The following is a 12,902-nucleotide window of genomic DNA, read 5'->3' on the forward strand; positions in this document are numbered from 1 at the left end:
CGCGGTACGACGGCCACGGACACTGCGTCCGCACTCCGGATTCCTTGGCTTCTTGGATTGATGAGTACCGAACAGCACGGTTCTTTTACATGCGGCAAATTCTGAGAAAACGATCAACCACATTCGGAACCTCAAGTTCCGCGAAAATAATTGTGATGTGACGCCGATCACATGAGTAATGCGTTGATCAAGCGGAGGCAGTCTTTCATATACTGCTCGCCCGGACGGCGCCACGGATGACCAGCCTTCGGCGCAGTTCACGATGCCAACAGCAAGGGGGAAAGCATGCTTGAAGCCCGGGGCGAGCACGACCCAAACACCGTAAGTCCGTACCAATAACAGGCGGAGATCCGACGCCTCACCGTCGGATGAAACCCATGAGGTTTGACAGGTGTATTGCAACAGTTCCTTAAGCGAGCCCCACCTCGAACTAGGAAACGATCACTTGAGAATTCTGCAACTCGTCTCTCAGGGCTGCACCATGACGCAGGTCGCCCGCAAAATGGACATGAGTGACCGCACACTCCGGCGTAAACTCCGGTCGATCTGCGATCGCGTCGACGTGGAGACTCCGATAGAGGCAGTGGTCTGGGCCGTTCGCCGAAGAATCATCTGACCGCGGGCGTACGGCAGTTCGGTCGATGCGGCGGCGGGTGACGGTCAGCGGAGGAGACCGTCACCCGCCGCCGCTCTTCCCACTCCGCCGCGGCCCCGCGGCACCCGCGCCCGGCACCGTGACGGGTCACGCCGCCGGGCGGCCGTCCCATACGGCACCCCACACGGGTCCTGCCCTTGGTGGCCGATGCCGGTCAATTCGTTGTCCGGCGGCAGCGCCCCGCGATAGAAAGCGTCTGTGGCAGGCGAAAAGATTAAATACCCGCACGGCCGGACTTCCGCGTCGGCTGTCGACAGTCCCGTGGGTTCATCGGTCGAACAGCTGCTGAACCGGCTCGGGTTGGGTTCGTTGAGCGCCTCGGAGATCTACTCCTATCCCGGCCGGAACGAGAACTGGTCGGGTATCACGGACACCGGTGAATCGGTATTCGTGAAAAAGCTCAAGGGGAACCCCAACGAATCCCTGAAACGCTACCGAAGAGTCTTGCTCTTCGAGCGCCTCGCGAGGGGCGGGGTTCACCCCTTCCCCCGCCCCGAGTTCATCGGGGGCGACGAGGAACAGCGGCTGCTGGTGTTCCGGATGCTGGACGACATCAGATCCGGCAGCGAACTCGCCGCGGACCGGGAGTTCACCGAGTCCATATCGGCCCAGGCCGGACGGACGCTGGCGGCGCTGCACCGACTCCCTTACCGAACCGAGGACTTCCCTGACCCGGATCCCCACCCGTACCCACCGGTCGAGGACCTGCGGTCGCTACCGCTGGAGAGCTATGTCAACGCCACCGGCGCCTTCGTCCAGGCGTGGGGGCTGCTGCAGCGCGACGCCGCGCTGGTCGAAGAGCTGGAGCGGCTGCGAGCGACCGAGGCCGGGGTCGCACCCGTGCCCGTCCACGGCGACCTGCGGCTGGATCAGTTCCTGATCACCGACACCGCGTTCTACGTCAACGACTGGGAGGAGTTCCGCCTCGGCGACCCGGCACGCGATGTCGGGGCGTACGTCGGCGAGTGGCTGCACCGCGCGGTGCTGCGGATTCCCGCGCAGGAGACGGACGACGCGTTCTCGGCCGTGCTCACGCACGAGGAGGTCGTGGCGCGCGGCAGCGAGGAACTGGCCCACGTACTGCCGCTGATCTCCGCCTTCCACCGTGGTTACCGCGAGGGCGGCGGCCCGGACGACGACGGACTCGTGGTGCGTGCCACGTCCTACGCCGGATGGCACCTGATCGACCGGCTGATCGCCTCGACCAGGGAGAGCGGCCGGTTGTCGGCCATCGTCCGGGCAGCGGCGGGCATCGGCAGGACCGCACTACTGGATCCGCGGAGCTTCGTCTCCACGGTCGGTCTCGGGGAGGCAGCATGAGCACGCGCGTCGAGGAGACCGTCACGGCCGATCGCCTGACGGAACAGGCCGGCGCACGGGCGGGAGTGGTACCGGAGCTCTCGGCCGGGCTCCGCCGGGCGCTGGAGGACGTACGGATCGCGCCGGACGGCAGGACAGCCTGGGTGCGCGACGACGAGGTGAGCGCCGAGTCCGCGTCGGCGATGCGCTTCATGCTCGCCCGCACCCTGTACGAAGTGCTGCACACCGGGCGCGGCGTCAAGGACCGCGAGTCGCCCAGGACCCTGCGCGCGCCGGACTTCGAGGCACGACTGGCCCAGGCGACGCCGCACCGGGAGACGGTCGCCGCGGGGATCCTCACCGGGCAGCGGACGGCCGCCGGCCGGCAGGTCGTGCGGATCGACGGCCTGCGCCTGAGCGTCCCGGACTCGGTCACGCTGCGGGACAGCGGGCGTACGGCGGGCGATCCCGAACACCCTGTGGTGCTGATGAACATCCCGTCGGCCCGCCCGCTCATCTCCCCCGGTTTCTTCCTCGTGGACAGCGGCGCGGGCCGCACCACCGGCGGCGGCGCTCTGCTGCGGCTCTATCTGAGGGTGGCTGACGCCGATGCGGCGCCCGAGCTGTGGCATGCCGTGCTGAGCGCCCTGGAGAGCCGCTCCGTGACCTACCGCGCGAAGATCATCTCGAATCCGGCGAGCCTGCCGCGCAACGACGGCATGGTCGTCTACCTGAGCCCGGGCTCCTGGGACGCCGTCGACGCGGTGGTCGAAAGCGCCCTGGCCACCGCCCTGCCGGAGGGACCCGCCCCCGCTTTCGCCCATGTGATCGCGCCTGGTGTGACGGCTGCGTGGGAGCCGCGGGACGACCGTACGGGCATGCGCGGACTGAGTTTCGGCGAACACCGGGCGCATGTGGTCGCGCGGGCCTTCGTGGACGCGGCGGAACAGCACCGCGAGCGTCCGGCGGCCGCCGAGCTGGCTGCCGCGTGCGTCGCGGCGAACGTGGACCCGGCCGACCCCGCCCGCAACCTCGACTCGGACGACTGGCCGTGGAAGACGGCCCTCCGGTCCGCGCCCTGAGCCGTCCGCCGTGCCGCCGACGGCGACCGGATGTCACCGCACCCTGCAGGAGGTCCCTCACCCATGGCCAGAGAACCACGCCCGGACGGCACGGACGAACTGCGGGTCTTCAGACAGCTTCTGAGGGGCCGCAAGGCAACCGTCGCCGCCGCGGTGGTGCTGAGCCTGCTCTCCGCCGCCGCCACCCTGGTCCTTCCCCTCCAGGTCCGCGACCTGGTGATGGCCTTGTCCGGGGAGGAGCGTCCCGTCGGTCCGCTGCTGACGATGGCGGGCCTCGCGGTGGGCGCCGGGCTCGCGTCGGCGCTGTCCTCCTACCTGCTCGCCCGCGCCGGTGAGGGCCTGGTCTCCGAGGCACGGCTGCGCATCGCCGCGCACATCCTGACCCTGCCGCTGCGGCGGGTGCGGCGGGAAGGGGCCGGCAACCTGGTCGCCCGTGCCAACTCCGACAGCACACAGCTGCGTTCCGTGGTGGACGTCGGCGTGGCGCAGATCCCGTCCTCGCTGTTCCTGGCCGTCGGCACCCTGATCGCCATGGGCATGCTGGACGGGGTCCTGCTGATCGTCGTGCTCGCCACGTTCACCATCGCCGGTGTCGGCATCTTCCTGTGCGTACGGTCGATCCGCAGCGGGGTGGAACGCCAGCAGAACGCCATCGGAACCATGTCCCAGAACATGACGGCGGCCGTGCTGTCACTGCCCACGGTCAAGGCGTTCCTCGCCGAACGCCAGGTGGCGTCCACGCTGGGCCACAGCATCGAGGACGCACGCAAGGCCGCTGTGTCGGTCGCGCGGGTGACCGCTCTGGTGGGACCCACGATGCAACTCGGCCAGCAGCTCTCGATCGTCGCGGTGATGGTCACCAGCGGCGCCCGGCTCGCCTCCGGCGACCTGGACATCGGCGAGTTCGCCGCCTTCATCGTCTACCTGCTGCAACTCGTCGCGCCGCTGACCCTGCTGGTCTCGGGGGTCGCCAGGATGCAGAGCGGCCTGGCGGCGCGCGCACGCCTCAACAGCGTGCTCACGATCGCACCGGAGAGCTCCGGGGCCACCTCCCCGGTCGAGCCGTCACCGACCGCGTCCGCGGTGGAGTTCGAGGCGGTCACCTACCGGGACGGCGGGCGCACCATCATCCACGAGGCGACCTTCGCGACCCCCGCGCGGGGGCTCACCGCCATCGTCGGGCCTTCGGGGGCGGGAAAGACGACGCTGCTCGGACTCACCGAGCGCTTCCTCCTGCCGGAGTCCGGCCGTATCTCCGTCTGCGGAGTGCCGGTCGAGCAATGGCCCCTGCACCAGCTGCGCGGCGCTGTCAGCTACGTCGACCAGAGCTTCACCCTCGTGGAAGGCACGGTGCGGCAGAACCTCCAGCTCGGGCGGGACGACGAGACGGGTGTCCTGCCGGACGCGGAGCTGTGGCGGGCGCTGGAGGCACTGGCGCTGCGCGACGCCGTGGAAGCGCTGCCGGACGGTCTGGACACCGAGCTGGGACGGGCCGAGGACCTGTCGGGCGGTCAGCGGCAGCGGCTGGCGGCCGCCCGGGTCCTGCTGCGGGACTCGCGCATCGTCCTCTTCGACGAACCGACCTCCCAGCTCGACAGCGAGAACGAGGAACGGCTGCGGACGCTGATGCGCACCCTCGCGGCCGAACGCGCGGTGCTCGTGGTCGCACACCGCATCTCCACGGTGCAGGACGCCGATCTGATCGTGGTCATGGACGAGGGACGTACCGTCGACCGGGGTACGCACGAGGAACTGCTGACGCGCTCCGCGCTCTACCAGGAGCTGGTGCACGGACAGTCGCTGCGGGGCAGCGGTGCGGGGCAGCCGACCGGCGGCGAACCGGGGCCGGCCATGCCGACGGCCGGGGCGGTGGTCCGGTGACCGGCGCGGCGGGCGCGGTCGAACCAGTGGGTGTGCGGCGCCTGCTGGTGGTCGGGACGGGTTCGGTCACCGCCGCCCATCTGCCGTTCTGGGCGAGCTGGCTGAAGGTCGGGCACCCCGGTACTCAGGTGCGGTACGTACTGACCGGGGCGGCCACGAGGTTCGTCACCCGGGAGGCGCTGGTCGCCATCGGCGGCTGTGAGGTGCTGGCGGACCGGTGGCCCGACGAGCCGGAGCCGAGGGCCCGGCATGTGGACCTCGCGCAGTGGCCCGACGCGGTCGTCGTCTTTCCGGCGACGCTGAACTACCTGGCCAGGCTCGCCCTCGGGCTGGGTGACTCGCCCTCTCTCCTCGCGCTGCAGTGCACGCGGGCGGCGATCGCACTGGCGCCCGCGCTGCCGCCCGGTGGCACTCAGAGCGCGGCGTACGCGGACCACACGGCCAAGCTCCGCGCGCGGCGCAACGTGGTCGTCGTCCCGCCCCATCCCGGCCGCAGCACGACCAGCGGGAAGCGCGAGGCGTGGGCGCCCGCGTCCTTTCCCGACCTGCTGGCCGCGGCCGACCGGCTGCGGGCGGCGCCGGAGGCACCGGCCCTCGACGGCCACGACGGGCCCGAGCCCCTGGGCGGCCCCAACGGGCCCGAGCCGGAACACCTATCCACCTGACACCGCACGGAGGCAGCACGATGACCGCCGAAACACCCCGGCTGACCGATGCCGGCAACGAGGCAACGTCCGGCGGGGACGCCGAACCGGGCGGGAGCAGCAGCGCGTACGGCGAGTCCCTGGCCGACGTCTACGACTCGCTCTACCCCGCCGCGGGCCCCGCCGTCGACTCGATGGTCGCCTTCCTCCAGGAGCTGCGCCCCGCCCCCGCCGCTCTGCTCGAACTGGGGGTGGGGACCGGCCGGCTGGCCATCCCGCTGGCCAAGCACGGCTACCGGGTCCACGGCGTGGACGCGTCCCCCGCGATGCTGGCGAAACTCCACGAGAACGACTCCACCGGAAGTGTCACCACGGCGGTGGGCGACTTCAGCGCGCTGGTCGTCGAGGAGCGTTACGACCTCGTACTCACCGCGCTCAACACCTTCTTCATGCTGCCCACCCAGGAGCAGCAGATCAGTTGCCTGCGCGGCATCCACGACGCGCTCGCGGACGGCGGGGTCGCGGTCTTCGAGACCTACAACCCGCAGGTGTACCACCGGCTCACCGAGGCGACGACCCGGGTCGGTCATCTGGCACCGGACGCGCTGCTGCTCGACACGATCCAGGTGAACCAGGCGCTCCAGTCCGTCCTTGTCGTCCACACGATCATGAGCGCCGGCGGGCTGCGGAAGGTGCCCGAGGTCAGCCGGTACGCCTGGCCCGCCGAGTTCGACGTGATGGCCCGGCTCGCGGGACTGCGTGTGACGGGCCGCTGGGCCGACTGGGACCGCAGCCCGGTCACGGATCAGACGGAGAAGCACGTCTACGTGGTAGAGCGCCGAAGCGTATGACTACCTTGACGAAGTGATGTGTTAACGCAATACTTCATCGTGTCAGTACATCGCTTCTGGAGGTGCGAGATGACGGGGCCCGCGCTGGAGGTCGACGGCATACGAAAGCGGTACGGCAGACGTCAGGCAGTAGCCGACATGACCTTCGGCATCCGCGCCGGTGAGCTGTTCGGCTTCGTGGGAAGCAACGGGGCCGGCAAGACCACCACGATGCGGATCATCCTCGGCGTCCTCACACCCGACGAGGGAGAGGTCCGCTGGCGCGGCCGTCCGGTCGACTTCGCCGCCCGCAGGCAGTTCGGTTACATGCCCGAGGAGCGCGGCCTGTATCCACGGATGAAGGTCGGCGAACACCTGCGGTACCTGGGCGAGTTGCACGGCCTGCCGTCGGCCGCCGCGCGGGCGGCGGCCGACCGGTGGATCGAGCGGCTGGAGCTCTCCAAGTACGCCTCCGAGGAGGTCCAGAACCTCAGCCTCGGCAACCAGCAGCGGGTCCAGCTGGCCGCGGCGCTGGTCCACGAACCGAAGGCGCTGGTGCTCGACGAGCCGTTCTCGGGCCTCGATCCGGTGGCGGTGGACGTCATGCACGACGTGCTCGTCGAACGGGCCGCCGACGGGGTGCCGGTCATGTTCTCCAGTCACCAGCTGTCGCTCGTGGAGCGTGTCTGCGATCGGGTCGGCATCGTCGGCGGCGGGCGGCTCGTCGCCTGCGGCACGGTCGAGGAGCTGAGCGAGAACGCCGATCGACGGCTGATGGTCGACGCCCCGGAGGCGGGCGACAACTGGGCCGCGGGGCTGCCGGGCGTGGCGGTCGTGAGCCGCGAGGGCACCCGTACGTGGCTTCGCCTGGCGAAGGGCGCGGACGACCAGCGGGTACTGCACGCGGCGCTGGCCACCGGGCCGGTCTCCGCCTTCGTGTCCGAACGACCGCCGCTGTCCGACCTGTACCGCGACCTGGTCACCAGAACCGGCGCACCCGGGGAGAACGCCGGACGGACGGCGGACACGGACACGGACACGGCGGCAGGCGTCGCCAGGACGGCGAACAACACAAACGGGGACGACGAGAGATGAGCACAGTGACACGAACACCGGGCGACACGCACGGCCCGGACGCCCCGGACGGGGAGCGCGCTTCCGCCCGGGACGGCACCGCCGGCCCGCAGGACGGCCCCGGCGCGCTGTCGGCCCGCCGAGCGGTCGGCCTGGTCACCCGGCGGGAGATCAACAGCCGGATGCGGACCAAATCCTTCGTCCTGAGCACCCTGGGACTGTTGCTCGCCCTCGGCGTCTACGCCCTGGTGATCCTCCTCGCCAAGGACGGTCCGGCCAAGGTCGGCATCGAGCGGGAGCTGTCGGCGATGCGCCCGGCGCTGGCCGCGGTTGCCGAAAGAGCGGGCGGGGCAGGCGACTTCGAGTTCGTCACCGTCGACGGCGACCGTACCGACCGGCTCCTGCGCGACGGTGACCTCTCCGCCGTGCTCGGCGGCACCGACGGGCGGCTCACGCTCTCCGTGGAACGTGAGGCGGACGAGAACCTGCTCGGCGTGGTGCGCGCCACGGTCGCCGAGGAGCGCACCACCCGGGAGCTCGAACGCGCCGGAGTGGACCCCGCGGAGTTCAGGGAGCGCGTGGCATCGTCCACCGTGAAGGTCCACGCGCTGGAGCCGTCGGAGCACAGCGCGGCCGAGCAGTTCGCGCTGATCGTCTTCTCCACCGGGCTGCTGTACTTCTTCTTCATCTTCTACGGGATCACACTGGCGCAGGGCGTGGTGGAGGAGAAGACCAGCCGCGTGGTGGAGTTGCTCCTGTCCACCATCCGTCCCTGGCAGCTCCTCGCCGGGAAACTCATCGGTGTGGCCGTGGCCGGCCTGACCCAGCTCGTGCTGCTCGGCGGGGCCGCGGTGGCGCTCGCGCAGGGCACCGGCGCCATCACCCTGCCGACCGCGGTGGGCGGGACGCTGGGGACGCTGGGCGTGTGGTTCCTGCTCGGCTTCTTCCTCTTCGCCGCCATGCTGGCCGCGGCCGCCGCGCGTGTCTCGCGGCAGGAGGACCTGCAAGGGGTGGTGCAACCGGTGATGCTGCTCATCACCACGCCGTTCGTGCTGGGCATCGCCCTGTTGAGCAAGGACGCGCACGACCCGTTGATCGAATGGCTGTCGCTCGTACCGCCGCTCAGCCCGATCCTGATGCCGGCCCGCATGCTGCTGGGTATCGCCCCGGCCTGGCAGATCGTCCTCTCCCTGGTGCTGGCGGTCGCCGCGCTGGCGGGGATGACCCGCGTCGCCGGACGAATGTACGCGGGCAGCGTGCTGCGCAGCGGCTCCCGCGTACCGCTCACCGAAGCGCTGCGGCTGCGTTAGTCCGCTGTCCCCGACCTGTCCCCAACCAACCCCCTACCAGAAAACACCGAAGGAGCACCTCATGAGCACCGCCGTCTGGATCGCCATCGGAATCGCCGTTCTCATCGCCGTTCTCGCGGGGATCAAGAAGAACCGGGGCTGACCCCGTCTGATCGGCTCACAACGCCGAGGGGGCTGTGCTTCCGAGTGGTTCACTCGGAAGCACAGCCCCCTCAACGCGTCAGAAGCCGAGTTCCTCGGCAGCACCCCTTCGCAGTGGTGCCACCGCCGCCTCGTCGGCGACGACCACCCCGGTGAAATCGGCGGGCCGGAAGAACCGGCGGGCCGCCTCGCCGACCTCGTCGTGGGCCACGCCTTCCAGCAGCGGCCCCCAGTTGTGCAACCAGTCGGAACCGACCCCGACATGCAGCAGGTTCGCCAGCCCGGACGCCAGCGCGCCCGGTGACGACATCGCCGTCGCGGTGGAACCGACCGCGTAGCTCCTGGCGGCGTCGATCTCCTCCACCGAGGGCGGATCGGCAGCCATGCGCTCCAGTTCCTCCCTGATCACCGCAAGAGCCGGGGCGGTGTGCTCGGCGGCGGTGTCGGCCTCGACCATCAGCGTCGAGGCCCCCGGCACCGACTCCACGCCCGAACCGAGCTGGTAGGCGTACCCCTTGTCCTCGCGCAGGCGCGCGACCAGCCGGGAGGCGAAGGACCCGCCGAAGACCAACTGGGCCAGGTGCAGGGCCGGGTAGCCCGGGTCCGTTCGGGGCAGGGCGGGAGCGGCCAGCCGGATCACGCTCTGGACGGCCCCGGGCCGGTCCACCCGGTGCAGGGGCCCGCCCGGGAACCACGGCGGCACCTCGGGTACGTCCCCTTCGGGCCCCGGCTCCCACGCCCCGAACACCTCTGTGGCCATGGCGACGGCTTCCTCGGGCCTCAGGTCTCCGACCAGCACGAGCACCGCGCTCCTGGCGCCCAGATGCCGCGCGTGCAGGCGTGCCAGGTCGTCCCGTGTGCAGGCGGCGGCCTGTTCGGGTGTCGGCTGCCAGCGGGCGGCTCTGTCCTCGCCGTACCTCCGCCGCAGCAGTGCGTGCTGTGCGAGCGCCGCAGGCGGGTGGGTGGCCAGCCGTATGCGGCGTGCCAGCCGTTCGCGTTCGGGGGCGAGGACGTCCTCCGTCAGCCGCGGCCCGCGGACGGCTTCGGCCAGCAGGGCGAGCACGGCGGGCAGGGCGTCGGCCATGGTGTGCCCGGTGACGGTGAGCCTGCGCGCGTCCGCGGCGGCGTCCAGGGTGGCGCCGTGCGCGGCGAGCGCCGCGTCGTAGTCGTCGGCGTCCCGGTGCGCGGTGCCGCGCAGCAGGAGTTCGGCCAGCAGCTGGCAGTGCGTCACCTCGCCGGGTGCCGTGGCGGCGTACGGGGTGGTCAGCCGGATCTCGACCAGGGGGACGACGGGGGCCGAACACACCACGACGCGCAGTCCGTTGCCGAGGACGATGTCGGCATCGGGCAGCGGCAGGCGCCCCTGCGCGCCGCCCGCGTCCGGCCGGCTCCCGTACCCGCGGCGTCCCTGCACCACTCCCCCGGTCATGCCGTCATCTCCCGTGCCGCGCCCCGCGGCACGGCCTGTCCCGGCACGAAGTGCACGACCGCCCGGTGGGAGGACCTGAGCCGGGCGGCCGCCCGGCTCACCTGTTCGCCGGTCACGCCGCCGCGTACCAGCTCCGGCAGTGCCTGGGTCAGCTCTGCCTCGCCGAAGAGCGTCTCGCGCAGACCGAGCAACTGTGCCCGGGTGCCCGGATCACCGAGCTCGCGCATCGCCCCGGCGGCCCAGCGGGCGGTCGTGGCACGCAGCGGCCCGGCAGCGATCTCGTCCGTCGCCAGCGCCTCCAGCGTGGCGTCCAGCGCGTCCAGGATGTGCTCGGCGCCGCGCTCGTGCTCGTGCACGGCGAACAGCGTCAGCAGATCCGGCCCCGCCGTGTCCAGTGGCAGCCCGAAGAGACCGCAGCCCACCGAGAGGCTCGCCGCCTCCGAGGCCGCGGTCGGCCCCCGGCGCAGCAGGGCCTGCCTGCCCTGTCCGAGCAGCGCGGCCAGGACGAGGTGCGCGAGGTAGTCGGCGCGCTCGGTGACCGGGTCCGGCATCCGGTAGCCCACCGCCACGGCGGGTGAACCGGCGTGCGGGTCGCCGACCGTCAGCCTCCGCTCCTCTCCCGGCAACGGCTCGTGCAGGTCGGGCGACCGCACCGTCTCACGCGCCGGCAGGTCCTCGAAGTGCCGGCGTACGAGGCGTTCCGCCACCCCCCGGTCGAAGGCGCCGGTCAGGGTCACCACTGCATTTCCGGGGCCGTAGTGGTCGGCGAAGAACCTTTCGCACAGCGGGATGTCGAAGGAGGCGAGGTCGACGGTTTCGCCGTACCCGTCCCTGGCGTTCTCCGCGCGCCGGTGCAGGGCACGCGGCAGCACCCAGGGAAAAGTTCCGTACGGGCGATTGCGGACCATGAGCCGGATCTCCTCGTCAATCACCGCGGTCTGTGTGCGCAGATTTCGCGCGGAAATAAAAGGCGCACGCATTCGGTCCACTTCGAGCGTGAGCAGCATTTCCAGTGCGGAGGCGGGGGCGGCGGCATAGTAAACCGTTACGTCCTGGCGGGTCCGGGCGTCGCCGAAACCGCCGGCGCGCTGCACCTGCGGCAGATAGCCCACGGGCGCGGCACCCCGACCACCTTGGAACATGAGGTGCTCGAAGAGATGCGCGAGGCCGGTACGTCCCTCGGGTTCGGTGCGGAAACCAACGTTGTAGTGCACAGCGACACCGATCGAGGCGCCCACGGGATTCGGTGCCAGCAACACCCGAAGACCATTGTCCAATACCAGGCGATGCAGCTGATCTCGGCTCATCCCGGCGAGCATAGATCGAGTCAAGTACCGGCTCAACAGAGGACGTTGACCGATAGCGGACAGTGTCCGCATGCGGTCAACTCCGTTGCCATCACGGCACCGTTCGAGGAATGGTTCTGTCACGGCCGGAGAGGCGGTTGCCGAAATCGCCGATCCGGTCACCATTCACAAATCCGAGAACACTGGAGTCAGCATGAACACCCAGTCCCTCATCAGCGGTTACTCCGCCTACGCCGCCGCCGACGAGATCGTCCCGGCCGTGGAGGCCCCGGCCGCCACCGTCACGGTCACCACCTCGTCGGCCGCGTGCATCTCCGCCGCGTCCGCCGTCTCGGCTGCGTCGGTCGACAACACCTTCGACCACTCCTGCTGAACCGCGTGACCCGCTGAGAAATGGGGCGGGTGCCCACCGCCGCAATCGGTGGGCACCCGCCCTGTCGCACTGATTCCCGGTCCACGGCGGGCGAATCACTCGTCCTGATCCGCATCGGCGTCCTCGACGCTCGCACCGGACATCGCCAGGATGATGGAGGGTACGGCGGACGCGGCCAGCATGAGGGTCGTCAGCAGCGCGGGCATCCGCTCGATCATGTCGGGCTGGTTCTGGAAGACGACCATGAGCAGCACGACGACCATGCCGGCGCCGACCGCGCACTGGTATCCGATGAAGGAGACCTGGTCGCGCAGCCCGCGTTCGCGTTCGTCCAGTCCCGCCCGCGGCCGTTCGGCCACACCGCGGGTCATCGAGCGCAGCACGCCCCACAGCAGCAGCCAGAGCACGAAGGCCACGAGCCACCACGAGTCGGAGAACGCGTTGCCGTCCGAGATGAGCGACAGCACCACCATGGCCGCGCTCAGCACGCAGAGCGCGAGCGCCACGGGGCGCATGGGACTGCGGGCCAGATCCGTCGTCTCGTTGGCACCTTGCCGGCTCACGAGCGTTCCTCCTTGTTGTACAGCTGGGCGGAGAGGGGGGCGAAGGGCTTGCGGCTGAAGATCGCTTCGACCGGAAGCTCGAACACGTCGCTGAGCCGGAACGCCAGGTCGAGGCTCGGGAAGTAGTCGCCCCGCTCGATGGCACCGATGGTCTGCGGGTGCACCTCCACCAGCTTGGCCAGCGCGACGCGGCTGAGGCCACGCTCCGCGCGGAGCACTCTCAGCTGGTTGTAGATCGGCATTCCCTCGCGATGACTCACTGGGCTCATGGAAAAAACGTAGTAGAAACACAACAGTTCGTCAAGGAACAGCAA

General features: G+C 70.3%; 12 protein-coding genes. 8 read left to right on the forward strand and 4 right to left on the reverse strand.

The window, feature by feature from the left end; genetic code table 11:
- Positions 1–916: 916 nt before the first annotated feature.
- The 7 genes from lxmK (at position 917) to PV963_RS16400 (ending at position 8,775) form a co-directional block, all read left to right on the forward strand.
- Entirely contained in the window at positions 917–1,975 is a 1,059-nt protein-coding gene (gene lxmK / locus PV963_RS16370) for a class V lanthionine synthetase subunit LxmK (protein ID WP_274816471.1), read from the forward strand.
- Positions 1,972–3,036 (forward strand): T3SS effector HopA1 family protein, encoded by a 1,065-nt coding sequence (locus tag PV963_RS16375; RefSeq protein WP_274816472.1) that lies wholly within the window; start codon positions 1,972–1,974, stop codon positions 3,034–3,036. Before lxmK ends, PV963_RS16375 begins: the two co-directional genes overlap by 4 nt.
- 63 nt (positions 3,037–3,099) lie before the next feature.
- Entirely contained in the window at positions 3,100–4,917 is a 1,818-nt protein-coding gene (locus tag PV963_RS16380; protein WP_274816473.1) for an ABC transporter ATP-binding protein, read from the forward strand.
- Positions 4,914–5,582, forward strand: coding sequence for a flavoprotein (locus PV963_RS16385; RefSeq protein WP_274816474.1), 669 nt, complete (start codon positions 4,914–4,916; stop codon positions 5,580–5,582). The genes PV963_RS16380 and PV963_RS16385 overlap by 4 nt, the downstream gene beginning before the upstream one ends.
- Positions 5,583–5,602: 20 nt before the next feature.
- A complete protein-coding gene (locus PV963_RS16390) occupies positions 5,603–6,412 on the forward strand; it encodes a class I SAM-dependent methyltransferase (RefSeq protein ID WP_274816475.1) in 810 nt (269 codons plus the stop codon).
- Positions 6,413–6,481: 69 nt separating this feature from the next.
- Entirely contained in the window at positions 6,482–7,486 is a 1,005-nt protein-coding gene (locus PV963_RS16395; RefSeq protein WP_274816476.1) for an ABC transporter ATP-binding protein, read from the forward strand.
- Positions 7,483–8,775, forward strand: coding sequence for an ABC transporter permease (locus PV963_RS16400; RefSeq protein WP_274816477.1), 1,293 nt, complete (start codon positions 7,483–7,485; stop codon positions 8,773–8,775). The genes PV963_RS16395 and PV963_RS16400 overlap by 4 nt, the downstream gene beginning before the upstream one ends.
- Positions 8,776–8,995: 220 nt before the next feature.
- On the opposite strand, the gene PV963_RS16405 is transcribed toward PV963_RS16400, so the two are convergent.
- On the reverse strand, positions 8,996–10,345 hold the full coding sequence (locus PV963_RS16405; protein ID WP_274816478.1) for a M16 family metallopeptidase: 1,350 nt from the start codon (positions 10,343–10,345) through the stop codon (positions 8,996–8,998).
- Positions 10,342–11,604, reverse strand: coding sequence for a M16 family metallopeptidase (locus PV963_RS16410; protein ID WP_274816479.1), 1,263 nt, complete (start codon positions 11,602–11,604; stop codon positions 10,342–10,344). Before PV963_RS16410 ends, PV963_RS16405 begins: the two co-directional genes overlap by 4 nt.
- 241 nt (positions 11,605–11,845) lie before the next feature.
- On the opposite strand from PV963_RS16410, the gene PV963_RS16415 reads away from it, so the two are divergent.
- Entirely contained in the window at positions 11,846–12,025 is a 180-nt protein-coding gene (locus PV963_RS16415) for an LxmA leader domain family RiPP (RefSeq protein WP_274816480.1), read from the forward strand.
- A gap of 95 nt (positions 12,026–12,120) precedes the next feature.
- On the opposite strand, the gene PV963_RS16420 is transcribed toward PV963_RS16415, so the two are convergent.
- On the reverse strand, positions 12,121–12,588 hold the full coding sequence (locus PV963_RS16420) for a hypothetical protein (protein ID WP_274816481.1): 468 nt from the start codon (positions 12,586–12,588) through the stop codon (positions 12,121–12,123).
- On the reverse strand, positions 12,585–12,857 hold the full coding sequence (locus tag PV963_RS16425) for a helix-turn-helix transcriptional regulator (RefSeq protein ID WP_274816482.1): 273 nt from the start codon (positions 12,855–12,857) through the stop codon (positions 12,585–12,587). The genes PV963_RS16420 and PV963_RS16425 overlap by 4 nt, the downstream gene beginning before the upstream one ends.
- Between the last annotated feature and the right edge of the window lie 45 nt (positions 12,858–12,902).

Origin of the sequence: Streptomyces coeruleorubidus, from assembly GCF_028885415.1 — a bacterium.
Lineage (GTDB): Bacteria > Actinomycetota > Actinomycetes > Streptomycetales > Streptomycetaceae > Streptomyces > Streptomyces coeruleorubidus_A.

Excerpts from the sequence above, each read along its gene's own strand:
- PV963_RS16375 (WP_274816472.1), top strand. The coding sequence starts at position 1,972 with ATGAGCACGCGCGTCGAGGAGACCGTCACGGCCGATCGCCTGACGGAA.
- PV963_RS16380 (WP_274816473.1), top strand. The coding sequence starts at position 3,100 with ATGGCCAGAGAACCACGCCCGGACGGCACGGACGAACTGCGGGTCTTC.
- PV963_RS16390 (WP_274816475.1), top strand. The coding sequence starts at position 5,603 with ATGACCGCCGAAACACCCCGGCTGACCGATGCCGGCAACGAGGCAACG.
- PV963_RS16395 (WP_274816476.1), top strand. The coding sequence starts at position 6,482 with ATGACGGGGCCCGCGCTGGAGGTCGACGGCATACGAAAGCGGTACGGC.
- PV963_RS16400 (WP_274816477.1), top strand. The coding sequence starts at position 7,483 with ATGAGCACAGTGACACGAACACCGGGCGACACGCACGGCCCGGACGCC.
- PV963_RS16405 (WP_274816478.1), bottom strand. The coding sequence starts at position 10,345 with ATGACCGGGGGAGTGGTGCAGGGACGCCGCGGGTACGGGAGCCGGCCG.
- PV963_RS16415 (WP_274816480.1), top strand. The coding sequence starts at position 11,846 with ATGAACACCCAGTCCCTCATCAGCGGTTACTCCGCCTACGCCGCCGCC.
- PV963_RS16425 (WP_274816482.1), bottom strand. The coding sequence starts at position 12,857 with ATGAGCCCAGTGAGTCATCGCGAGGGAATGCCGATCTACAACCAGCTG.